20 protein-coding genes, 1 tRNA gene and 3 pseudogenes are annotated in these 21410 nt (G+C 72.6%); 8 read left to right on the forward strand and 16 right to left on the reverse strand.

Annotation, left to right across the window (positions count from 1 at the left end; all coding sequences use genetic code 11):
* Positions 1-9: 9 nt before the first annotated feature.
* Together J2S46_RS13125 and J2S46_RS13130 are read left to right on the forward strand one after the other, a co-directional pair.
* A complete protein-coding gene (locus J2S46_RS13125; RefSeq protein WP_370882309.1) occupies positions 10-744 on the forward strand; it encodes an ABC transporter ATP-binding protein in 735 nt (244 codons plus the stop codon).
* Positions 741-2042: an ABC transporter permease gene (locus tag J2S46_RS13130; RefSeq protein ID WP_191289135.1), complete on the forward strand. Its 1302-nt coding sequence runs from the start codon at positions 741-743 to the stop codon at positions 2040-2042. The genes J2S46_RS13125 and J2S46_RS13130 overlap by 4 nt, the downstream gene beginning before the upstream one ends.
* A gap of 95 nt (positions 2043-2137) precedes the next feature.
* Here J2S46_RS13130 and J2S46_RS13135 read toward each other — a convergent pair whose 3' ends face one another.
* From J2S46_RS13135 to J2S46_RS13155, 5 genes are all read right to left on the reverse strand, one after another.
* Entirely contained in the window at positions 2138-2302 is a 165-nt protein-coding gene (locus J2S46_RS13135; protein WP_191289136.1) for a hypothetical protein, read from the reverse strand.
* A 90-nt stretch (positions 2303-2392) separates the two neighbouring features.
* Positions 2393-2842 carry a DUF2871 domain-containing protein gene (locus J2S46_RS13140; protein ID WP_191289137.1) on the reverse strand — a complete coding sequence of 150 codons (450 nt, stop codon included), beginning with the start codon at positions 2840-2842 and terminating at the stop codon, positions 2393-2395.
* 173 nt (positions 2843-3015) lie between these two features.
* Positions 3016-3231 carry a hypothetical protein gene (locus tag J2S46_RS13145; protein WP_191289138.1) on the reverse strand — a complete coding sequence of 72 codons (216 nt, stop codon included), beginning with the start codon at positions 3229-3231 and terminating at the stop codon, positions 3016-3018.
* 144 nt (positions 3232-3375) lie between these two features.
* Positions 3376-4176, reverse strand: a complete 801-nt coding sequence (locus J2S46_RS13150; RefSeq protein WP_191289139.1) for an SDR family NAD(P)-dependent oxidoreductase — start codon at positions 4174-4176, stop codon at positions 3376-3378.
* A 441-nt stretch (positions 4177-4617) separates the two neighbouring features.
* The gene (locus J2S46_RS13155) at positions 4618-4794 is read right to left on the reverse strand and encodes a hypothetical protein (RefSeq protein WP_191289140.1); all 177 of its coding nucleotides are present in this window, start codon (positions 4792-4794) and stop codon (positions 4618-4620) included.
* 101 nt (positions 4795-4895) lie between these two features.
* Between J2S46_RS13155 and J2S46_RS41095 the strand changes: the two are divergent.
* A pseudogene (locus J2S46_RS41095) lies at positions 4896-5159 on the forward strand (site-specific integrase); the annotation flags it as partial.
* A 249-nt stretch (positions 5160-5408) separates the two neighbouring features.
* On the opposite strand, the gene J2S46_RS13160 reads toward J2S46_RS41095, so the two are convergent.
* Positions 5409-5480 (reverse strand) — tRNA-Val (locus J2S46_RS13160).
* Between the two features lie 368 nt (positions 5481-5848).
* On the opposite strand from J2S46_RS13160, the gene J2S46_RS13165 reads away from it, so the two are divergent.
* The 3 genes from J2S46_RS13165 (at position 5849) to J2S46_RS13175 (ending at position 7982) form a co-directional block, all read left to right on the forward strand.
* Positions 5849-7141: a coiled-coil domain-containing protein gene (locus J2S46_RS13165; RefSeq protein ID WP_229912576.1), complete on the forward strand. Its 1293-nt coding sequence runs from the start codon at positions 5849-5851 to the stop codon at positions 7139-7141.
* Between the two features lie 109 nt (positions 7142-7250).
* A complete protein-coding gene (locus J2S46_RS13170) occupies positions 7251-7733 on the forward strand; it encodes a DUF4442 domain-containing protein (protein ID WP_229912477.1) in 483 nt (160 codons plus the stop codon).
* Positions 7734-7754: 21 nt separating this feature from the next.
* On the forward strand, positions 7755-7982 hold the full coding sequence (locus J2S46_RS13175; RefSeq protein WP_191289142.1) for an FmdB family zinc ribbon protein: 228 nt from the start codon (positions 7755-7757) through the stop codon (positions 7980-7982).
* An 84-nt stretch (positions 7983-8066) separates the two neighbouring features.
* On the opposite strand, the gene J2S46_RS13180 is transcribed toward J2S46_RS13175, so the two are convergent.
* The 4 genes and pseudogenes from J2S46_RS13180 to J2S46_RS13190 form a co-directional block, all read right to left on the reverse strand.
* Positions 8067-8936, reverse strand: coding sequence for an HAD family hydrolase (locus J2S46_RS13180; protein WP_191289143.1), 870 nt, complete (start codon positions 8934-8936; stop codon positions 8067-8069).
* 6 nt (positions 8937-8942) lie between these two features.
* A pseudogene (locus J2S46_RS41020) lies at positions 8943-10082 on the reverse strand (cysteine protease StiP family protein); the annotation flags it as partial.
* Positions 10083-10234: 152 nt separating this feature from the next.
* Positions 10235-11653 (reverse strand): annotated as a pseudogene (locus J2S46_RS41025) (phosphoribosyltransferase family protein); the annotation flags it as partial.
* Positions 11654-12038: 385 nt separating this feature from the next.
* Positions 12039-13205 carry an HpcH/HpaI aldolase/citrate lyase family protein gene (locus J2S46_RS13190; protein WP_191289144.1) on the reverse strand — a complete coding sequence of 389 codons (1167 nt, stop codon included), beginning with the start codon at positions 13203-13205 and terminating at the stop codon, positions 12039-12041.
* Between the two features lie 436 nt (positions 13206-13641).
* Between J2S46_RS13190 and J2S46_RS13195 the strand changes: the two genes are divergently transcribed.
* On the forward strand, positions 13642-14682 hold the full coding sequence (locus tag J2S46_RS13195) for a TerD family protein (protein ID WP_191289145.1): 1041 nt from the start codon (positions 13642-13644) through the stop codon (positions 14680-14682).
* Positions 14683-14758: 76 nt separating this feature from the next.
* Here the strand turns inward: J2S46_RS13195 and J2S46_RS13200 are convergent, their stop codons facing one another.
* Positions 14759-15502 (reverse strand): TerD family protein, encoded by a 744-nt coding sequence (locus J2S46_RS13200; RefSeq protein ID WP_073927548.1) that lies wholly within the window; start codon positions 15500-15502, stop codon positions 14759-14761.
* Between the two features lie 345 nt (positions 15503-15847).
* On the opposite strand from J2S46_RS13200, the gene J2S46_RS13205 reads away from it, so the two are divergent.
* The gene (locus J2S46_RS13205) at positions 15848-16975 is read left to right on the forward strand and encodes a DUF2637 domain-containing protein (protein WP_191289146.1); all 1128 of its coding nucleotides are present in this window, start codon (positions 15848-15850) and stop codon (positions 16973-16975) included.
* A gap of 141 nt (positions 16976-17116) precedes the next feature.
* Here J2S46_RS13205 and J2S46_RS13210 read toward each other — a convergent pair whose 3' ends face one another.
* The 5 genes from J2S46_RS13210 to J2S46_RS13230 form a co-directional block, all read right to left on the reverse strand.
* Positions 17117-18223, reverse strand: a complete 1107-nt coding sequence (locus J2S46_RS13210) for a DUF475 domain-containing protein (protein ID WP_191289147.1) — start codon at positions 18221-18223, stop codon at positions 17117-17119.
* 139 nt (positions 18224-18362) lie between these two features.
* A complete protein-coding gene (locus J2S46_RS13215) occupies positions 18363-18938 on the reverse strand; it encodes a TerD family protein (protein ID WP_073927551.1) in 576 nt (191 codons plus the stop codon).
* Between the two features lie 290 nt (positions 18939-19228).
* Positions 19229-19804 carry a TerD family protein gene (locus J2S46_RS13220; RefSeq protein WP_073927552.1) on the reverse strand — a complete coding sequence of 192 codons (576 nt, stop codon included), beginning with the start codon at positions 19802-19804 and terminating at the stop codon, positions 19229-19231.
* A 210-nt stretch (positions 19805-20014) separates the two neighbouring features.
* Entirely contained in the window at positions 20015-20473 is a 459-nt protein-coding gene (locus J2S46_RS13225) for a peroxiredoxin (RefSeq protein WP_191289148.1), read from the reverse strand.
* A 230-nt stretch (positions 20474-20703) separates the two neighbouring features.
* Positions 20704-21141, reverse strand: a complete 438-nt coding sequence (locus J2S46_RS13230) for a DUF3052 domain-containing protein (RefSeq protein ID WP_073927554.1) — start codon at positions 21139-21141, stop codon at positions 20704-20706.
* Positions 21142-21410: the final 269 nt, after the last annotated feature.

Consider the following 21410-nt stretch of genomic DNA (forward strand, 5'->3'; position numbering starts at 1 on the left):
CCCGACCTGCTGCCCGATCCGGCCTACGGCCTGCCCGACGCGCGGCTCCCCGGCCCGGCCCCCGCGGTGATCGCACTGCGCGGGGCCTCGAAGACCTACCGCGGCGGCCTGACCGCCCTCGACCACGCCGACCTCACCATCCGCCAGGGTGAACTCCTGGCCATCGTCGGCCCGTCCGGCTCCGGCAAGTCGACGCTGCTCAACCTGATGGGCACCCTCGACCGGCCCAGCTCGGGCAGCGTCGAGGTGCTCGGGCACGACATCGCCAGGCTCTCCGACCGCCGCCTGTCGGCCGTCCGGGCGCACTGGATCGGCTTCGTGTTCCAGCAGTTCTTCCTCTCCCCGCACCTCAGCGCACTGGACAACGTCGCCACCGGGCTGCTCTACCAGGGGGTCCGCCACAGCCGGCGCCGCCGGCAGGCCGCCGAGGCGCTGGAGCGGGTCGGCCTCGGCCACCGGCTCGGCCACCGCCCGCACGAGCTGTCCGGCGGCGAGCGCCAGCGCACCGCGATCGCCCGCGCCCTGGTCGCCCGGCCGCAGATCGTCCTCGCGGACGAGCCGACCGGCGCGCTGGACTCCGCCTCCGGCGCCTCGGTCGTCCAGCTCCTGCGCGAACTCAACGCCGAGGGCACCACGATCGCGGTCATCACCCACGATCCGCAGCTCGCCGCCGGCCTGCCCCGTCGGGTGCGGATCCTGGACGGGCGGATCCGCGAGGACACCACGACGAAGGCGGTCGCATGAGCACCCCGGCCACCTCCCCCACCGCCCCCAACGCCCCCACCACCGCCACCGCCACCGCGTCGATCAGGCCCGCACCCGACGGCTCAGGGCGGCCCTCCCGGAGCGCCCACCCGTTGCCGGGGTCGGCGCGGCTCCGGCCCCGCGACGCCTTGGCCGTCGGCGTCTCCGGCCTGCGGGGCCGCAAACTGCGGGCCGTGCTCTCCGCCCTCGGCATCGCCATCGGTGTCGCGGCGATGGTCGCCGTGGTCGGCATCGGCACCTCCAGTCAGGCCCAACTCGCCTCCCAGATAGCCAAGCTGGGCACCAACCTGCTCACCGTCGGCCCCGGCCAGAGCTTCACCGGCAAGGACAGCCCGCTCCCCACGGACGCCGACGCCATGGTGAGACGCATCGGCCCGGTCACCTCGGCCACCGCGACCGGGAAGACCCGGGCGACCGTTCGCCGCAACGACCACGTCGACGCCGGGATCACCGGTGGCATCGCCGTCCTGGCCGCCCGCGAGGATCTGCTCGACACCGTCGGCGGCCGGCTGAGCAGCGGCCGGTTCCTGACCGCCGCGAGCAGCAGGTACCCGACCGTCGTGCTGGGTTCCAAGGCCGCGGCCCGCCTGGCCGTCGAGCGGCCGGGCGGCCTGGTCCGGCTCGGCGAGCAGTGGTTCACCGTCACCGGCATCCTCGAACCGGTGACGCTGGCCCCCGAGCTCGACACCGCCGCCCTGGTCGGCTGGCAGGCCGCGGCCGAACACCTCGGCTTCGACGGTCACCCCACCACGGTCTACACCCGCACCGCCGAGTCCGCCGTCGAACAGGTACGCGACGTGCTGGCCCCGACCGTCAACCCCGCGGGCCCCAACGAGGTCAAGGTCAGCCGACCGTCCGACGCGCTGGCCGCCCAGCTCGCCGCCAAGAACACCTTCAACGCCCTGCTGCTGGGCCTGGGCGCGGTCGCCCTTCTGGTCGGCGGCGTCGGCGTGGCCAACACGATGGTGATCGCCGTCCTCGAACGCCGGCAGGAGATCGGCCTGCGACGCTCCCTCGGGGCCAACCGGGCCCAGATCCTCACCCAGTTCCTCACCGAGGCGGTCACCCTGGCCGGCCTCGGTGGCCTGGCCGGAGCAGCCCTCGGCGGCGTCGCCACCTACGGCTACGCGGCCGCCAAGCACTGGCCCTTCGCCATCCCCGGCGGAGCCCTGGCCGCCGCCGTGGCCGCCTCGGCCCTGGTGGGCGCCGTCGCCGGCCTCTATCCGGCCTCCCGGGCGGCCAGGCTCACCCCCACCGAGGCCCTCTCGACGGGGTGAGCCCCGGACGGCGGCCGCCGGGCCCGGACGGTGCGGGCGCCCTCCCGGGGGGGCGCGCACCGTCCGGGCCCGGCGCGTGCATCGGACGCCCGCCGCTATTCGGACTCGCGCTTCCCGTTCTCCGCCTCGGCGATGCCCGCCGCCCGCCCGGCCTCGTACACCTCGCGGACGAACTGGACGGCCGCGTTCGGATCGATGCCCTCGGCGAGGTGGATCAGCTGCTCGGAGTACCTCGCCAGCCAGCGTTCAGTAGTAGCCATGCCCCTATCCGATCGCTGGTTCCGCCCGCCCGCACCCCGATGGGTCCGATCAGGGGTGCACCCGTCCCCCTCCGCGCTCCCCGCGCGCCCTCAGGCCGGGGTCTCCGCCGAAGCCGACTCCTTCGCCTCGGCCGCCACCGGATCCTTGAGACGCTTGCCCAGCAGCACGAACAGCAGGATCAACCCGACCGTGAGCAGGATGTGCCCCAGCCCGGCCGTCATCGACACGGCCTCCGGCACGCTGCTGCCCAGCACGGTCTCGGTCCCGTGGACGAACATCATCGAGACGGTGATCCCGATCCCGGCGTTGTAGAACCAGAAGAAGGCGGTGAACAGCCTCGTCCCGGACAGCTGGAACAGCTTGTCCAGGGCCAGCACGATCAGGAACCCCAGCATGCCCAGTGCAAGCAGGTGCGTGTGGATCAGCGCCAGTTGGGTGTCACCCTCGAAGTCGTTCGCCTTGGTGAACTCCCGGTAGTACAGCCCGGAGATCACGCCCAGGATCATGTGGACGTGCGCCGCGTAGTAGGACTTCCGCATCCTCGTACCCACTCCCCCGCAGATCAAGTACCGCTCTGTCGAGGGTCATTGAAGCACTCACCACGCGCCCGGTCACCGGTTCGGACATAAGGGAAAGACGTCGGACGACGCCACACCCTCCCCTTCGGCACCACCGCTCCTCCCGGACGGGCGCTCCGCCACCGCTCGACGGATCAGGGCCCCTCGACGGGCGTCGCGTGTGCGAGTACGTCGTCCAGCAGCCCCCTCGACCGCGCACCGGTGTCCAGCCGCTCGGTCTCGACGTACGTGACCCCGTCCTTCGTGTGCACGGCGGTCACCCGGAAGTCGCGGTCGAACCGGGGAAAGCCCGGAACGCGCCGGGCCCAGCACGAGCCGGCCTCGACGAAGAGGTGCGGGTCCGTCGTCACGCTTCCGTTCTCCCCTTACGCACGGGCCGCGGGCGGTCGGCCACCGCCGGACCGCCCTCGGCACCCGAGCGGTGGACCGGTCCGGGCTCCACCGCGTCGACGACAGGCGGTGGCCCCGCCGACGACGGATCAGTCGATCACGGCTCAGTCGATCACCGAGCCGCAACTGAGGTTGACCACCGTCCCCGTGACCGCGCCGGCCCGGTCGGACGCCATGAAGGCGGCCGTGTCGGCGACTTCGGCCAGCCTCGGCAGCCGGCGCAGCGCTGTACCACGCTCCATGTACGCCTTGACCGTCGCACTGCCTTCCGGATCGGGCGCGGCGTCCTCGATCATGCCCCAGGTCACCCAGGCGTCCGGAATCCCGTCCGGCCGAAGACAGACCACGCGCACCCCCGACGGCCCCACCTCTCCCGCCAGATGCCGCGACAGCAACTCCACCGCGCCACAGGCGACGCCGAACCCCCCGGTCGCGTGAAAACCCTGGTCACGCCCGGAGAGCCGGGACGCGGCGGTCGAAAACATCAGGATCACACCCGAGCCCCTTCCCGCCATGTGCCGAGCCGCCGCCGTCGCAGTGAGGAAATTCGCGGTCGCCGCGGTCTTCACCGGCGTGAGGAAATCCTCCAGGGACAACTCCACGAGAGGCGTCCCCTGCAAGTCCCCACGGATACTGACCGCATTGACGGAGATGTCGATCCCGCCGGCCATCTCGACCACCTCGGCGGCATGCCGATCGACCGCGTCCCGGTTGAGCGCATCAACCTGGGCCACCTCCGCCCGGCCGCCCCCGGCCCTGATCTCCGCCGCCAACTCCCCAAGCCCCGCCGACCTGCGCCCGGTGAGGAAGACCCACGCCCCCTCGCGGGCGAAGGCCCGGGACACCGCTTGACCGACCGCGCCGCCGGCGCCGTAGACGATGGCGGTCTTGTTCTCCAACAACACGTCTCAGCCTCCAGGACCAAGCTCTTCCCCAGCACACCCGCGAGCGCACCGTACGGCCGGGCACTGACAGGTGGCCTTCGGAAGACGGGCCGGACCACAGCTCATCGGCGACCCTTGCCCGCCCGGGCAGGAGCCCATGGCCTTCACGCACCCGGCGTTCTGACGCCCGCCCCGGCCACCAGGCAGGCGCCAGAACCGGGCCTACGATCCGGTTCCCCGTCGGCGCCGCCCCGCGGGTTGCGACGGAGATCCTGGGTCACAGCCCGACCGGGCTGACGATGAACGTCCGCACCCACGTGGCTCAAGGCACCCCGCGCCCGGCGCTCGACACCATGGACGTTCGGGCAACGTCGGGGACAAGTGCACGGACCTGCACCGACAGCCCCTGAACGTTCGTGCTTGTTCGCCCAAGTGCCAGCCCCTTGTGGCGCGGTCGGAGATTCAGCTGACCGGCCGAGGCTCTTCCTTCACTTCCCCTGCTCGACCAGCGACGGCTGCGGCGAGCGCGAGGGTCGCCTCGACCTTTGCTGCCTCAACGATGGTCGCGTCCGACAGTCGCTCGGGAAGCTTCGCCAAGTACGCCTGAGCGGCATTGACGTGGTTGAGGTAGTCACTCATGCAGGCCCCCGGAGAGATGTTCGTTCTATGCACTGCGAGCGTAGACCCGGGCTGCGGGTGCTGGGGTCTCTCCGGCCTCATCAAGCGCGGATCCTCGTCAGGCATGGGCCGCCGGGGAACCGTCCGCCGTCAAGGCCCATCAGCTCCTGCGGGCCATCACGCACACCGCCGTCGACGACGAACTGATCCAGCGCAACCCCTGCCGTACCAAGGGCGCCGACGCCTACGACGTGCCGGAGCGTCCCGTCCTCACGATCACCGAGGTCTTCACCGTCGCGGACGCCATCCGTCCCCGCTGGCGGACCCTTGTCCTCCTGACCGCCTTCACCCCCCCCCGCTTCGGAGAACTGGCCGCGCTCCGCAAGGACGGGCCACAGCACCACCCGCGCCGCGCTGATCTACCGGCACATGACCAGTGACCGGGACCGGGCCGACCGCATGGGTGAAACCGTCCGGAGGGCGCTCGGCCGGCAGGCCCCGCCGCCGGCATCTGGCACGGGGATGGCACGGCCCGGCTGAGCACTCCCCCGCCGCCGGGAACGACAGAGGGCCAGTTCGTGAGGATCAAGCCTCCGAACTGGCCCTTCGTGCTGGCGACCGTGGATCGCCGGATGTGGGCGCGGACGGTTTCGAACCGCCGACATCTGCTTTGTAAGAGCAGCGCTCTACCACTGAGCTACGCGCCCCCCGTCGCGGCCCGTGGGGCACGACGAAAGGCAAGAGTACCTGGTCCGGGGGACCCTCCGGTGCACATGGCCGAGGAGTGGGACAGGAGTGGGACAGGAGTGGAAGGGGAGCGGGGAGCCGGGGCGGCGGCAGGTGCGGCGGGGCTGGACGGGACGGGCGCGTGGCTGTGGTGGGAGGGGTGCCGGTCGGTGGGGGTGATCGGGAAGAATGGGTGGTGGATCAGCTGCCGGGCCGACCTTCGGGTGGTCCGGCGGGACGGGACGGCTAGGCAGGGAGCTCGGACGTGGGAGTGGCCGGCGGGAGCGGGCGGGGGCGGCTCGGGGGCGCGGCGGTCGAGGCGCTGGTGTTGCCGCTGGTGGTGGCGGGGATGGTGGGGGCCGCCGGGGCGGCCGCGTTCGGTGGCGCGGGGGGTGGCCGGGGCGGCTGGTGGCGGCGCAACGACACGCTGCGGGCCGATGCCCGAGCCGCCCGGGACGCCGCGCAGCAGGCGTTCTACGAGTTGGACTCGGCCCAGCGGGACGTGCAGCTGGCGGTGGAGACGGTGCGGGCGGCCGAGGACAGTGCGGCGGCGCGCCAGGTCCTGGCCGACTTCCAGCAGGTGTCGGGGCGGGTGGACCAGGTCAGTGTGAACTACCTGGCGGCGCTCGACGCGTACGACCTGGACGCCGAGGAGCTGGAGTCGGGCGCGGCCGCCCAGGCCCGGCGCCGGCTGGAGGACGTGAAGGGGCAGCTCGGGTCGGCGCAGGCCGAGCTGGACGGGTTCCTTCAGCGGTTGCAGCCGCTGCTGCAGCAGGCCGAGTCGCAGCTGATGCGGGTGACGCCGGCCGTCGAGAAGGCGAAGCGTTCGCTGCTGGCGGCGACCACCGCACTGGAGGCGGTCCGGGCGGCCGGGCTGAAGGCGGACGATCTGGCGGCGCAGCTGGCCGAGCTGGCGCCCGAGCTGACCCGGTTGAACGAGGGGGCCTCGAAGCACGGGGTCGCGCCGACGCTGAAGCGGGCGGACGACGTGGCGCGGCGGGCGGAGGCGGTGGCCGAGCAGGCTCAGCGGCTGCCGGAGCGGGCTCAGGAGATCGATCGCCGGGTGGCGAGTCTGCGGACCCGGATCCAGGCGCTGGAGACCAAGGCGGGGACGGTGGAGCCGGCGCTGAGCGAGCTGCGCCGCCGGTTCAGCAGTGCGTGCTGGCAGGACCTGCAGCGGGTTCCGGTGCAGGTGAGCGAGGCGGTGCGGGCCGCGCGGGAGAAGCTGGCCGAGGCGGCGCGGGCCCGGGACGAGCAGCGCTGGCCGGACGCGACGGGCGCGATCGGTACCGTACGGGCGTTGCTCACCACGGCGGACGACTCGGTGGCGGCGGTCAACGACCGGCTCCGGCGGTTGAACGAGGTGGAGCACGACCCGCACCGCGAGATCGAGCGGACGCGGTTCGCGCTGCGGGACGCCCAGCGGCTGGCGATGGCCGGCCGGCAGGCGCCGGACCCCCGGCACGCGGGCCCGCTGGACTCGGCGGTGGCGCGCCTCGACCGGGCGGTCGCCGCACTGGAGGCCGCGGGCCGGCACCCGGACTACTGGCACTTCCTCGGCGAGCTGGCTGCCGTCCGGGAGACGGCGGCCCAGGTGGTGGAGCTGATCCGGGGCGATCTGGGCGCGGGCGGCCACCACTGACCGCGGCGCGGGAGCGGCGCGGGAGGCGCGCGGGAGGCGCGCGGGAGGCGGTTCGGGTGGCCGGCACACGGCATTACTCGCCGGTAACTTGATCGGCTAGAGTCCTCCCATGGCACGTAAGCGCACCATGACCGCCGCGACCTTCCGGCGTGGGATCAACCTCTGGCCGCCCTTCCTCTTCGCGGGCATCCGGGTGCTGTCGGTCGCGGAGGACTTCCGCTTCGCGAAGGTCCGGCTCCGGCTCGGCCGGCTGAACCGCAACTACGTCGGCACGCACTTCGGCGGGTCGATCTTCGCGATGACCGATCCGTTCTGGATGCTGCTGGTCATGCAGAACCTCGGCCGGGACTACCTGGTGTGGGACGCCGCCGCCGAGATCAGCTTCGTCTCGCCGGGGCGCGGCGACATCTTCGCCGAGTTCACGCTGACCGACGACCGGCTCGCCGAGATCCGCGAGCTGACCCAGGACGGCAAGAAGGCCCTGGTCTGGTTCGACACCGAGGTGGTGGCGGCGGACGGTTCGGTCGTCGCGCGGGTGCGCAAGCAGGTGTACGTCCGGCAGAAGCGCGACCGGGGCGTGTCCGCGGGCTGATCTGCTGGGTACCCTGCGGACATGCCTCGTTATGACTTCCGCTGCCGCTCCTGCGGCGCCACGTTCGAGCTCCGCCGCGCGATGGCCCAGGCCAACGATCCGGCGGTGTGCCCGCAGGGGCACCCCGACACCGTCAAGCTGCTCTCCACCGTCGCCGTGACGGGCGTGGGCGGCGGCGCCTCGGCCTCACCGCAGCAGGCCCCCTCCGGCGGAGGAGGCGGCTGCTGCGGTGGCGGCTGCTGCGGCTGACCCGGGCGCGCGGCTCCGGGCCGGCGTCAGGGACCGGCCGCGTCCGGAGCTGCCCTCCCGCCCTGAGCGGGCGGTCCTGCCGCCCTACCGCGCGGGCGCGGTCCGCGCCGCCCCCGGGCGGGCGCCGGCCCGGACGCGGTCCAGGATCTGGCGGACGATCTCCTCGCCCGCCGCGACGCCGACCTGGGTGAGGGCGGTGACGCCGGGCGCCGTCCAGCCGGAGTCGGCGAGTTCGCCGTGCCCGGGGCGCCAGCCGGCGTCCGCGGCCAGCAGGAGTTCGGCGTCGAGCAGGGAGTCGCCGGCCGAGAACACGGTGGCGCCGCCGAGGCGGCGTTCGACCTCGGCCAGGGCCTCGCTCTTGCTGAGCGGGGACGGCACCGCGTAGACCTTGCGGCCCTGGAGGGAGACCGTCCAGCCGCGCTCGGTGCACCAGCCGGTGAGCTCGTCGAGCCAGCCCGCCGGCAGCTCGGCGCGTTCGACGACCAGGTAGGCGAAGAGGTCCTCGGCGACCCGGCGCTTGTGGGTCCACTCCGGGTCGGCCGCCAGGGCCAGGTGCTCGACGACCTCGCGCAGGGGGGCGGAGGCGGCCTCCAGCCGGGTGCGGACCTCGGCCTGCCAGTCCTGGTCCGGCACACCGTTGACCAGGATCTGGCCGCCGTTGGTGCAGATCGCGTACTGCGGGACCCACCCGGGTGTCGGGCCGGGCAGGTTGACCCGCTCGTACTGGGTGCGGGTGCGCGTCGTGGCGGGCACGAAGACGGCCGCGCCGACGAGCTCGACCAGCAGCTCGGCGGCCTGCTCGGTCATGAAGGAGAGCGCCTTGCCGTCGTGCACCTCGACCGAGAGCAGGCGCGGTGCCAGCCGGTCGGGGACGTCCAGCGCGAGGGCGCGGTTGGAGTAGATCAGGGTGCGGTCGAGGTCGCTCGCCACCAGGAACTGCCGGTCGGTACTCATCAGGCGTCAGGCCTCCTTCGTCAGGACGGCGGTGCCGGCTTCGCCGACCGCGCCCCGGCTGTATCGGGGGTGGATCAGGCCGACGCAGGAGTAGGGGAGGTCGTCGACCTCCTCCACGGGTACCCCGCGCTGGGCCGCCAGCAGTCGTACGTGGTCGAGGTCGGCGCCGGCGCCGCGCCGGGCGAGCACCCGCCAGGGCACCCGGCGCAGCATCACCCGGGTGGTCTCGCCGACGCCGGGCTTGACCAGGTTGACGTTGTCGATGCCGTACTCGGCGCTGATCCGCTCGACGGCGGCCCAGCCCTCCCAGCCGGGGGTGCGATCCTCCCCGGCCAGCCGCGCGGCGGCGGCCAGGGCCTCCTCGCGGACGGCCTCGAAGTGGTCGGCGACGGTCTCCAGGAAGGAGTTGGAGACGTCGGCGCCGGCGAGGTCGGCGTAGTGCTTGGCGCCGTGGAAGTCGTCCGGGCCGATCAGGTCGGCCCGCAGCACGGTGCGTGAGATCAGGCCGGAGACGGTGGAGTTGAGGCAGGCGGACGGGATCAGGAAGTCGTCCCGGGTGCCGTAGGTGCGCACGCAGCCGCCCGGGTCGGCGAGGACGGCGAGCTCGGGGTTGAACCCGGTGCCGACGAGGGCCTCGGCGAGTTCGCGGGTGATCGCGCCCTTGCCGGTCCAGCCGTCCACGAAGACCACGTCGGCGGCCTCGTGGTGGGCGGCGAGGTAGCGCAGCGCGACCTGGTCGATGCCGCGGCCGCGGACGATCGAGACCGCGTAGTGCGGGGTGTCGATGTCGTGGGCGAAGGCGAGCCAGCGGCGGATCAGGATGCCGACCGGGGTGCCGGCGCGGGCGAGCGAGGCGAGCACGAGGCCGCGGCCGCGCTCGCGCAGCAGGGTCTCGGCGACGGTGCCGACGGCCAGCGCGATCCGCCGGGCGGAGGTGCGCAGGGCCTGGTGGAACAGCTCCTGGTACTCGGGGCTGGGCTGGTACTCGACGGGCAGGGACTCCGCGTAGTGCGCGCCGCCGCTCTGCACGGCCTCCTCGCGCTCCTCGGTCGGGGCCTCCAGCGGGACGTCGGAGAGGTCGGTGAGCAGCCAGGTGACATCGGCGGCGGCGTAGGAGGAGAACTCCGGGCCGTACAGCGGGCGCGGTGTGGTCGCGGTGCTGGGGGGCAGCGTGGTCATGTTCGCCTTCGGTCTGGTGCGCGGCTGATGGTCGGACGCGGGCTGGTGGTCGGTCGCGGGCTGACGGTCGCTCGCGGGCCGGTGGTCGCCGGGGTGCGGGCGAGGGTCCCGGCCCATCAGGGGGCCGGGGGCGGTACGGGGACGGACGGGGCGGCGGTGCCCGGTCCGTCCGACGGCGCGGCGGGCGCGGCGGCGCGGCCCGGCCGGTAGGAGGGCAGGACGGCGAGCACCACGTGGTCGGTGACCTGCCGCAGCTGGCGCAGCAGCGCCCGCTCGCCCTGGTGCAGGGCGGCGGTGTCGCCGTGGTCGTCGACGACCAGGACGATCGCCTCGAAGCGGCGGCGGGGGTCGCTGCCGGGGGCCACGTTGTAGGCGTAGCGCTCGCCGGAGCCCTCGTCCGCCGGGTCGTCGTGGGCGGGGAAGGCGAGCCTGGTGCGGATCGCGTAGCCGGGGTCGTCCACGGCGAGGACCGGGGAGCGGGTGGTGGTGGAGAACCGGACGCTCTCCTCGCCGAGCACGCCGGCCAGTCCGCCGGCCAGCCGCAGCGGGGCGTACATCAGCTCCTCGAAGCCGAGGACGAGGACCCGGGGGGCGGCGGCGAGGCCGGGGTTCGGAGTGGCGGGGCCGGCGACCAGGCCCCGGAGCAGCTGCTTGGTCAGTTCGGGCAGCGCGGTGTCCAGGGCGGCCCGGTGCTCGGGCGTGAAGCCGTGCCGGCCGCCGTCGGGCAGGCCGGCGGGCCAGTCGAGGTCGACCCGGGTGACGGGGGCGGGCGGCCCGTCGGGCAGCGGGGCGGGGGGCTCGGCGCGGTCGATCAGCGCCTGGGCGCGGGGCATGACGTCCGCGGGCAGCCGGACGCCGCCGCTGACGGTGGCGACCAGGTCGAGGCGGGCCCCGAGGTCGGCGGCGGCCTCGGCGAGCCGGCTGCGGTCGGCCTCGCCGCGCAGGTCGACCAGGGAGACCACCACGTAGTGGGCGCGCGGGTGGCCGGCGTGCAGGGCGCGGATGGTGTTGAGGACGGTGTTGCCGGTGGAGAACTCGTCGTCGACCAGGACGAGCGGGCCGTCGCCGGCCAGCAGTGCGGGGTCGGCGGGGAGCAGCAGGTGCGAGGTGGCGTGCGAGTGCTCCTCCTCGAAGCCGCCGACCGGGGTGACGCCCGGGACCGGCCGCCGGGTGGAGTGCAGGTAGGGCGCGCCGAGGGCGTCGGCGACGCTGTGGCCGAGGCCGGTGGCGGTCTCGGCGTAGCCGAGCACGACGGCCTGCCGGGAGGCGTCCTCGCCGAGGAGTTCGCGGACCCGGCGGCCGAGGTCGAGGCCGGCGCCGTGGACGACGCCGGGGCGCTGCGGGACGTGCTTGCCGAGCACGTTGGAGACCAGCAGGTGGGCGCGCTTCTTGTTCTCGCGCAGGGCGAGGCCGACGAACTCGGGCAGCCGCTCCGATCCGGTCAGGCCGATGCCGAGCCGGTCGGTGACCCAGCGGCCCGTCCACGGCGCCGTCGCGGCGGTGGTGGCGGGGCCGGTGGGGGCGTCCTGTGCTGTCACTGCTCCTGCTTTCGTACTTGCTCACATGCGTTTCGGGCGTTCGTGCGGGTCCGGCTGCCCCGCGGGGCCGCTCGTGGGGGCGGGCCCGGGTGCTTGTCAGGCGTGCATATCAGGCCGAGGTGTCAGGAATGCGTACGGCGGTGTACGCGCGCCCGGCGTGCACGCCGGGCGCGCGGTCGCTCTCCTCGCCGGCCCGGCCGGGGCCGGCGGGCCTCGGTGCCCGGCCCGGCGGGCGGTCCGGGGCCGAAGGGCCAGCGTACGGGGGTGCGGGCGGCGGGGGGCACGGCCGACCGGCTCGCGGACGGGCGGACGGACGGCCGGACGGCCGGACGGGCGGACGGGCGGTGCGCCCTGCGGTGCGCGGGGCCCCGGGCCGGTGCCCCGGTCAGAGGCAGGCGGCCAGCAGCTCGGCGAAGCTGACGTCCTCCCGGGCCACGCCGAACACCTCTGCGCGCAGCAGCACCCGCTCCGCCCAGGCCCGGTGCGGCTTGGCCTCGTTCATCTTGTTGGTGTACGCCGAGCGCAGCACCCCGCCGCCGCCGCGTTCCTGGTCCAGGATGTCGCGGGCGTCGGAGAACTCCTCGTGGGTCACCACCGACAGGGCGTGCACGGCGGGCACGTGGCTGGGATGGATGCAGGTCTTGCCGAGCAGTCCGTTGGCACGGTCGAGCTCGATCTCGCGGATCAGGCCGTCCAGGTCGTGCTCGATGATCCGCTGCCGGACGGCCTCCCCCGGAGGGTCGGTGGCGGCGAACGGGGTGCGGCGCAGCTGGGGCTTGAACATCCGCTCCTGGACGGGGAAGTACTCCCAGACCGGCCCGGTGACGGTGAAGCCGCTGCCGTCGGCGCGGCCGAGCACGTTGACCACGTCGCCGATGACGGCGGCGACCAGGGCGACGTCGTAGGCGGTCAGGTCGGGCGAGCGGCGCAGGCCGTACGCGGAGCAGAGGTCGGTGACGCCCAGGCGGACGGCGAGGATCCGCTCGCGGTGCTTGGCGAGCAGCCGGGAGATCCCGAAGAGCTGCTCGCGGCGGGTCTCCAGGTGGGCGAGTTCGGGGGATTCGAGCACCGGCATGGCGAACAGCCGGTGGCCGCTGGTCTCCTCGGCGGCCGCGAGGGCCTCCAGGAAGTCGTTGCCGCTCTCCTCGGTGAACTTGGGCAGCACGAAGCCGGAGAGCAGGCCGACGGCGGGGCCGAGCCGGCGGGTGAGATCGGTGATCTGACCGGCGGTACGGACCCTGATGAAGAGAAGGGGAAGATCCTGTGTGCGAGTCGTGTGCAATTCGCCGAGCCGGGCGACCAGATTGGCTTCGGCGGCCGGTACCTCGTGGTCCGCTATCGCGTCCTCCAGGCAGAGCACCATGGAGACGACACCCCGCGCGGCCTGCTTGCGGACGTCCGCCCCGAGGGTCTCCCGGGTGGCGGGGCAGTAGAGGGTGGCGCCGAGCGCGGTGGACAGCACGCCGGCCTCGCTGTCCCGGTCGAAGCCCCCCGGCTGTTCGAGGAAGAGGCGTTCGCGTACGTCGTCGGCGAGGTGGCCGAAGTGGCGCAAGGTGCTCTCCTCAGGGGGGTGCGGCTCGCCGGGCGGCGGGGCTGGGGGTGGATCGGGCATGGTCACGGCGGTGGTGGCGCTGGGGTGGGTCCTGCTCGGCGGTGCTGCGCCGACACGTCGACAACCGGTCTGCCGGGTGCCGTGGTTCCCGGTTCGGGGTCACGTCCGGCGGGCGGACGGCACGGGAGGGCGCCCGCGTGCCGCGCGCCGTTGCGCGTCCGAGGGGCCGACGGCACTGCTGAGCTGCTGAAACCCCCCGGGGCCCCAGGCCGCCCATCGTACGGACCGTTGCGGCCCAATGCTCCGTCGAAACATTGAATTCTCGGAAGGTTACCGTCCACTTCACAAAGCGCAAGCAGTCGGCAAAGGCCTGCACGCTTCGGCCACCTTCGGCCACGTTGTCCGAATGGGTGGCGAAGGGGCAGGATGGTCCGCTATGACGCACGTGATGGCAAAGGGCGCCAACGTCGCGCTGCCGGTGGCCGCGGTCCGCGCCGTGCTGCGCTGGAACGCCGTACCCGGATCGCCGGACGTGGACGCCTCGGCGCTGCTGCTCGGCGCCGACGGCAGGGTCCGCTCGGACGCGGACTTCGTCTTCTACAACCAGCCCCGGCACCCCTCCGGTCTCGTGCGCCACCTGCCCAAGCACCGCACGGGCCAGGACGCCGAGGTCGCCGACACCATCGAGGTGGAGCTCGGCAAGCTGCCGGCGGACGTCGACCGGGTGGTGCTGGCCGGCTCCGCCGAGGGCGGCTCGTTCCGCGCGGTGGTCCGCCTGCGGGTGCTGCTGTTCGACGCCGCGGTGGGCGAGGGCGCCCCGGCGCTGGCCGAGTTCGCGGTGACGGACGCCGAGGAGGTCACCGCGCTGCTGGCCGCCGAGATCTACCGGCGCGACGGCGGCTGGAAGTTCCGCGCGGTCGGACAGGGGTACGCCTCAGGCCTGATCGGCCTGGCCACCGACTTCGGCATCACCGTCGAGGACGAGCCGCAGACCGCACCACCGGCCGCCCGGCAGCCGGCCGGCGGCCACACCCAGGACCCGCGCAACACCCCGCGCCCCGACCCCCGCTCGGAGCCCGGAACGTACACCCTGGCGCCCGCCACGCCCCCGACGGCGCCGCCGCCGCCCGTCGCACCGCCCACCGCACCGCCCGCGGTCCCGCCGGCCCCCCAGCAGCACCCGCAGCAGCACCCGCAGCCCGCGTACGGCTACCCGCAGCAGCAGCCGCCCCGGCAGCCCGGCTACGGCTACCCGCCGGCCCCGCAGCAGCCGTACCCGCAGCCCGGCTGGGGTTCCCCGCGGCCGGACGGCGGCGCCGGGTACCCGCCGCAGCAGCCGGCCGCGGCCCAGCAGTCCGGCTACGGCTACCCGCAGGCCCCGGCGGCCCCTCCGCCGCCCCCGCCGGCCGCCCAGCAGCCCGCGCCCCAGGAGGCCTTCGCCCTGCCCCCGCAGGGCCCGCAGTTCCAGCCGCGCTGAGCCCCCGCGCCTCCGGGGCCGGCGGGGCGGGCCCCGCCGGGCCGGCGCCGGGCCGGCCCGGGCGCGGGCCCCGCGCTCACTCGGCCGTCCCCGACGGCGTCTTGTAGCCGCGCTGCCACTGCATGCCGAAGCCGTACAGCCGGTCGATGTCCGACTGGAACCCGTTCACGTAGCGGACCTCGCGGCGCACCGTCAGCTGCCCGTCCCCGGTGTTCTCGATCAGCACCACCGCGCAGGAGCGCGCGGCGGGCGCCCGCTCCTCCAGCTTGATCTCGATCCGCGGGCCGGTCTGCGGGACGATGGTCACCACCGCGTCGGTCTGCCCGAAGGCCGGGGTGCCGTCGTAGATGTACACGAAGATCAGCAGCCGTTTGAACTGGTCCTTCTTCTCCAGGTTGATGTACATCGTCTCGCCGGAGGGCGCTCCGTACACGTCGTCGCCGCTGAGCTTGACGTACGGCGGCTTCTGCAGGTCCCCGAAGAGCTTGCCCAGCGGCTGTACCACGCCCCGCTTGCCGTCGCTGAGTTCGTACATGCAGGCCAGGTCGAGGTCGACGTTGACGGCCGGCCCCTGGTACGAGTCGGGCTCCATCGGGCTGAGGATCCGCGGGCTGAACCAGCGCCGTAAGGTCTCCCCCGCCGAGGCGCCGGGAGCCGCCGCCCTGGTCCTCCAGTGCAGGTTGACGTACAGGTTGCCGGTGGTGGCCGCGGCGCCGGTGAGGGCGTGCTGCGGCTTCGCCTTGGTGAGGGTCACCTTGTGCTGTCCACCGGGGTCGAGGGTGTTGCGCTCGCCCCTCAGGTACTCCCAAACCGAGGCCATCCAGTCCTCCCCCAGGTCCGCCAGTCGATCTGACGGTTCATGATCCGGCATCCGTCGACCGGGCGGCCACCGTGCGTACCGACACCCCTACCCAAGTCGGCGCCCGAGGCACCGTCAAGCGCCCCCCGCGTGCCGGATGGCGAGCAGAAGACGGCTCCCGTACGATGCCGCCCCTTCGGACGCGATATCGTCTAGCCGCACAGGTGTCCCGTCCGCATCACAGGGGCACCGCAGGTGCGCCCGCGGCCGGCAACGACGCACCGTCAGGCCCACCGTTCACCGCGGTACCTGATGTCCTGTGCCGCACACAGACCATTCCTGCGGAAAGCCGAGGCCCGACCCGCAATGAACCTCTCGTCCATACAACTGGTGTGGGCCGTCGTCGGCGGCGCAGCACTGGTGTTCACCGCCGTCCTGGTGGCGACCCTCCGCTTCAGGAACAACAAGACCGAGGAGTCCGGTGACTCCTGGGAGCGCACCGAGGAACGCCGTCGCCGCAAGGAGATGATCTACGGGATCGCCTCCTACGTCCTGCTGTTCTGCTGTGCCGGTGTCGCCGCCGCACTGTCGTTCCACGGCCTGGTCGGCTTCGGTACGGAGAACCTGGGCCTCTCCGGGGGCTGGGAGTACCTCGTCCCGTTCGGCCTGGACGGCGCAGCGATGTTCTGCTCCGTGCTGGCCGTCCGCGAGGCCAGCCACGGCGACGCTGCCCTCGGCTCCCGCCTGCTGGTCTGGGTGTTCGCCGTGGCGTCCGCCTGGTTCAACTGGGTGCACGCCCCGCGTGGCGGTGCCCACGACGGCGCCCCGCAGTTCTTCTCCGGCATGTCGATCTCGGCCGCGATCCTCTTCGACCGCGCGCTGAAGCAGACCCGCAAGGCCGCGCTGCGCGAGCAGGGCCTGGTGCCCCGCCCGTTGCCGCAGATCCGGATCGTCCGCTGGATCCGCGCCCCCCGCGAGACCTACGCGGCCTGGTCGCTGATGCTGCTGGAGAACGTCCGCAGCCTGGACGAGGCCGTGGACGAGGTCCGCGAGGAGCGCCAGTCGAAGATGGACGCCAAGCTGCGCGCCCGCAGCGCCGACCGGCGCGAACGGGCCGAGTTGAAGGCCATCTCCCGCCAGGGCGGGATGCTCGGCCGGTCCCGCGGCGGCCGCCAGGTGCCCGCGCTGACCGCTGCCGGGGACGGCCAGAGCGCTTCGGAGCCTGCGCTAGCCGGTGAACCGGACACCCTGACCGGCAGCGCCTCCGCGGTCCGGGAGCCCGCTCCCAGGAGCGCGCTCGAACCGGGCCGGCGTCCGCGGGCGGCGGTCGAGTCCTCGTACTCGTCCTCCTACTCCTCGTCGTCCCCGTACTCGTCGTCGTCCTCCTACTCGTCCTCCTCGGTGGACCTGACCGCTGACGACGACACCCTGTCGATGCCCAAGCTGGACTCGCTGGAGCGCAAGCTGCGCGCCATCGAGCAGCAGCTCGGCTGACGACCGGCGCACGCACGACGAAACGGCCGCCCCCCGCATGTGCGGGGGGCGGCCGTTTCGCTGTGCCGCCGCGGGCGTGGTGCACCGCGGGCCGGGTCCGCGTCCGGGCCCGGCGGGCGCCGGACGCGGACCGGTGACCGGCTAGTTGGAGTTGCTGCCGACCAGTTCGGAGTCCCCGCCGCCGCCGGCCGCCGCCGCCCGGCGGTTGCGCAGGATCGACGAGCCGAGGGCCAGGCCGATGAAGGCGACGCCGATCAGGCCGGTGACGATCTCCGGGATGTGGTACTCGATGCCGACCAGCAGGATGATCGCCAGGGCGCCGATCGCGTAGTGCGCGCCGTGCTCCAGGTAGACGTAGTCGTCCAGGGTGCCCTTGCGGACCAGGAAGACCGTCAGCGAGCGGATGTACATCGCGCCGATGCCCAGGCCCAGGGTGATCATGAAGATGTCCTGGGTGATCGCGAACGCGCCGACCACGCCGTCGAAGGAGAACGAGGCGTCCAGCACCTCCAGGTACATGAAGAGGAAGAACGCGGCCTTGCCGCCCACCTGCACGATGGACTTGCCGGCCTTCTCGGCCTCCTCCTCGGCCTCCTCTTCCTCCTCCAGGCCGGCCTCGAAGACGCTCGACAGGCCGTTGACCGCCAGGTAGGTGACCAGGCCCATGATGCCGGCGAGCAGCACCGTCTCGGCGTTCTCGGCGGCGAAGAAGTTGGCCGCCAGGGCCAGCGTGACCAGGGCGATGACCGAGGAGAACGCCTCCAGCTTGCCGACCTTCTCCAGCGGCTTCTCGATCCAGCTCAGCCAGTTGAAGTCCTTCTCCTCGAAGATGAAGTCGAGGAAGATCATCAGCAGGAAGATGCCGCCGAAGGCCGCGATCGCCGGGTTGGCGGCCTCCAGGTACTGGGCGTACGTCGACCCGTTGTAGGTCTGGTCGGAGTGCAGCGCGAGGTCGATCACGGTCGCCGGGTTGAGGTGCGCGGTGAGACCGACCACCAGCAGCGGGAAGATCAGGCGCATGCCGAATACGGCGATCAGCACGCCGACGGTGAGGAAGATCTTCTGCCAGTACGGGTTCATCCGCTTCAGCACCGTGGCGTTGACCACCGCGTTGTCGAACGACAGGGAGATCTCCAGGATGGAGAGGATCAGCACGATGCCGAAGCCCTCGGCGCCCCAGAGCAGGCCGGCGGCGATCAGGCCGACGAGAGTGATCGCGAACGACCAGCCGAATGTGCGGAGGAACACGGGATTTGGTTACCTTTCGGGTTTCAGGGCGCATGCCACGGGTGCGGCGTCGTCCTGAGACGCCCTGACCGGGACCGGATCCCGGTCAGGTCACCCCCGCGGTGCCCCTTGTTGCTCGTTCCGAGTGATGATGAGGCCTTTACTGTACGTTTACGCCAAAATCCAGAGCAATGCCGCGCAGGCCGGAGGCATAACCCTGGCCCACCGCGCGGAACTTCCACTCCCCCTGGTAGCGGTACAGCTCACCGAAAATCATGGCGGTCTCGTTGGACGCGTCCTCGGTCAGGTCGTAACGGGCGATCTCCTGCCCGTCCACCACGTTCACCACGCGGATGTACGCGTTGCGGACCTGGCCGAAGTTCTCCATCCGGGCCTCGGCGTCGTAGATCGACACCGCGAAGACCACCTTGTCCACGTGGGCCGGCACGAGGTCCAGGTTGACCACGACGACCTCGTCGTCGCCCTCGCCGTCACCGGTGAGGTTGTCGCCCTGGTGCTCCACCGAACCCTCGGGGCTCTTCAGGTTGTTGTAGAACACGAAGTACTCGTCGCCGAGCACCCGCCCGGCCTGGCAGAGCAGTGCGCTGGCGTCGAGGTCGAACGGCGCACCCGTGGTGGAGCGCGCGTCCCAGCCCAGCCCGATCTGCACCTGCGTCAGATTCGGTGCGGCCTTCGTCAGCGAGACGTTCCCGCCCTTGGCGAGCGTGACACTCATGACTGTTCTTCCTCCCACTCCCTGGCGGCTGCGGCCGGACGGCGGCACGACGAGGCGCATCCCAGATCTATGCCCTCGGACCCCCGAACGGCCACCGGCCGCCCACTGAACTTCCTGAACTAGCAGAACCTATCAGCGCCCGGCCCGGCCTCCGCCGGAGCCGCCGCCCCCGGCGGGCACCGGACGCGGCGGGCACCGGACGCGGCGGCCCGGGCCCGGCCGGCGGCCGGGGAAGACACCGCGGCCCCGCGTTCCGGGGAACGCGGGGCCGCGGCGGGGGTGCGGGCGGGTCAGACGTTCACACCGAAGTCCTGCGCGATGCCGCGCAGGCCCGAGGCGTAGCCCTGGCCGATGGCGCGGAACTTCCACTCGGCCCCGTTGCGGTACAGCTCGCCGAAGACCATGGCGGTCTCGGTCGAGGCGTCCTCGGAGAGGTCGTAGCGGGCCAGCTCCTTGTTGTCGGCCTGGTTCACGACGCGGATGAACGCGTTGCGGACCTGGCCGAAGTTCTGGGTCCGGTTCTCGGCGTCGTAGATCGACACCGGGAAGACGATCTTGGCGACGTTGGCCGGGACGGTGGCCAGGCTGACCTTGATCTGCTCGTCGTCGCCCTCGCCCTCGCCGGTGAGGTTGTCACCGGTGTGCTCGACGGAGCCGTCCGGGCTCTTCAGGTTGTTGAAGAAGACGAAGTTGCCGTCCCCGTCGACCCGTCCGCCCTCGTTGCAGAGCAGCGCGCTGGCGTCCAGGTCGAAGTCCGTGCCGGTGGTGGTGCGGACGTCCCAGCCAAGGCCGACGATCACGGCGGTCAGGCCGGGGGCCTCCTTGGTGAGGGAGACATTGCCGCCCTTGCTCAGGCTGACACCCACTGGTCCTCCAAGAATCGGGAGGCACGTCGTGGTGCCCCCGCGGTGCGGTCCGAAGCGGCCGGCCTCGGCCGGTGCGCCTCTGACCTGCCAACGGCCCGATCGTAGTGCCGGGTTCCCGTCCTGCGCAGTGACCGGGCCCAATCCTTGCGGATCGCCGTGGTCACGGCGCCGCACCGGCGAGCCGCCGGCCCCCGTCGGCCGCCGCGGTCCTCAGAGCGCGCCGAGGACCTTCAGGTACTCCTGCTCGTCGCGGGCGTCCGGCAGGCCGTTCACGATCGACCAGCGCACCACGCCGGCCTTGTCGATCACGAAGGTGCCGCGCACGGCGCAGCCCTTCTCCTCCTCGAACACGCCGTAGGCGCGGGAGACGGCGCCGTGCGGCCAGAAGTCGGAGAGCAGCGGGTACTCCAGGCCCTCCTGGTCGGCGAAGACGCGCAGGGTGAACGGCGAGTCGTTGGAGACCGCCAGGACCTGCACGTCGTCGTTCTGCAGGCGCGGCAGCTCCTTCTGGATCGCGCACACCTCGCCGGTGCACACGCCGGTGAAGGCGAACGGGTAGAACACCAGGACGACGTTCTTCTCGCCCTGGAAGTCGGAGAGCTTGACCAGCTCGCCGTGCTGGTTCTTGAGCTCGAAATCCGGAGCCTGGGTGCCGACCTCGATGGCCATGATGCGGACCTTTCTGAACGCGACGTGGCCGCTCTGCGGGCGCGGCCGAGCCACATCCTTGCATCCGTCCGGGGCGATTAGGCCGAACGGGTGAGCGAGCCCGGGCCCGGGCGCCTCACTTTCGCCCTCGGCGAACAACTCGCCCGGCGACACCTACAGGCCCGCCCCGGGAACGACCGGGCCCCGCTGGAGGAAGCTCCAGCGGGGCCCGGTACAGGCTTCTCCGGCGCTCAGCGCTTGCCCGACTTCGCCGCCTTCGGGGTGGCCAGACGGGTACCGGCCCAGTCCTTGGCGACGGCCACCGAGCTCGTCTGGGAGAGACCGGCGGTCTTGGCGGCGTCCGCGATCTCATGGGCCTCGACGTGCCCGTCACGGCCCGTCTTGGGGGTCAGCAGCCACACCAGGCCGCCGTCGGCCAGGTATTCCTGGGCGTCGACGAGGGCATCGGTGAGATCCCCGTCCTCCTCGCGGTGCCACAGCAGAACGGCGTCGGCGACGTCGTCGTAGTCCTCGTCGACGAGATCCGTACCGGTGATCTCCTCAATGCCTTCGCGGAGATCCTGGTCAGTGTCATCGTCGTACCCGAGCTCCTGGACGATCTGGCCTTCTTCGAAGCCCAGACGGTGCGCCGGGTTGGACTTGTCCGCGGGGTCCGCGGTCGCGCTCACGGGAATAACCTCCAGTATTCGGCTCGGCATCCATGCCGAGGCTTGGCCGTAGTCCACACGGGCGCGGCGGTTCGCGCAAGTACCCGGCCCCCGATCCCACCCAAAGGTTGACGACTTGTGGCAAGACACGCCGTTCGACGTGTCGGTAATCACACCCATTTGCCCGTGTCTGCACCGGTCGGCCACGCCGCGCGGGGTGCCCGCCGTGGTGGCGCCGGCAGGCACCCGACCGGCGTACACGGGGCGTACGCCTGCCCGAGATACGAACG

Source organism: Kitasatospora herbaricolor, from assembly GCF_030813695.1.
Lineage (GTDB): Bacteria > Actinomycetota > Actinomycetes > Streptomycetales > Streptomycetaceae > Kitasatospora > Kitasatospora herbaricolor.

Excerpts from the sequence above, each read along its gene's own strand:
- J2S46_RS13130 (WP_191289135.1), top strand. The coding sequence starts at position 741 with ATGAGCACCCCGGCCACCTCCCCCACCGCCCCCAACGCCCCCACCACC.
- J2S46_RS13135 (WP_191289136.1), bottom strand. The coding sequence starts at position 2,302 with ATGGCTACTACTGAACGCTGGCTGGCGAGGTACTCCGAGCAGCTGATC.
- J2S46_RS13140 (WP_191289137.1), bottom strand. The coding sequence starts at position 2,842 with ATGCGGAAGTCCTACTACGCGGCGCACGTCCACATGATCCTGGGCGTG.
- J2S46_RS13155 (WP_191289140.1), bottom strand. The coding sequence starts at position 4,794 with ATGAGTGACTACCTCAACCACGTCAATGCCGCTCAGGCGTACTTGGCG.
- J2S46_RS13165 (WP_229912576.1), top strand. The coding sequence starts at position 5,849 with ATGGTGGGGGCCGCCGGGGCGGCCGCGTTCGGTGGCGCGGGGGGTGGC.
- J2S46_RS13170 (WP_229912477.1), top strand. The coding sequence starts at position 7,251 with ATGGCACGTAAGCGCACCATGACCGCCGCGACCTTCCGGCGTGGGATC.
- J2S46_RS13175 (WP_191289142.1), top strand. The coding sequence starts at position 7,755 with ATGCCTCGTTATGACTTCCGCTGCCGCTCCTGCGGCGCCACGTTCGAG.
- J2S46_RS13180 (WP_191289143.1), bottom strand. The coding sequence starts at position 8,936 with ATGAGTACCGACCGGCAGTTCCTGGTGGCGAGCGACCTCGACCGCACC.
- J2S46_RS13195 (WP_191289145.1), top strand. The coding sequence starts at position 13,642 with ATGACGCACGTGATGGCAAAGGGCGCCAACGTCGCGCTGCCGGTGGCC.
- J2S46_RS13200 (WP_073927548.1), bottom strand. The coding sequence starts at position 15,502 with ATGGCCTCGGTTTGGGAGTACCTGAGGGGCGAGCGCAACACCCTCGAC.
- J2S46_RS13205 (WP_191289146.1), top strand. The coding sequence starts at position 15,848 with ATGAACCTCTCGTCCATACAACTGGTGTGGGCCGTCGTCGGCGGCGCA.
- J2S46_RS13215 (WP_073927551.1), bottom strand. The coding sequence starts at position 18,938 with ATGAGTGTCACGCTCGCCAAGGGCGGGAACGTCTCGCTGACGAAGGCC.
- J2S46_RS13225 (WP_191289148.1), bottom strand. The coding sequence starts at position 20,473 with ATGGCCATCGAGGTCGGCACCCAGGCTCCGGATTTCGAGCTCAAGAAC.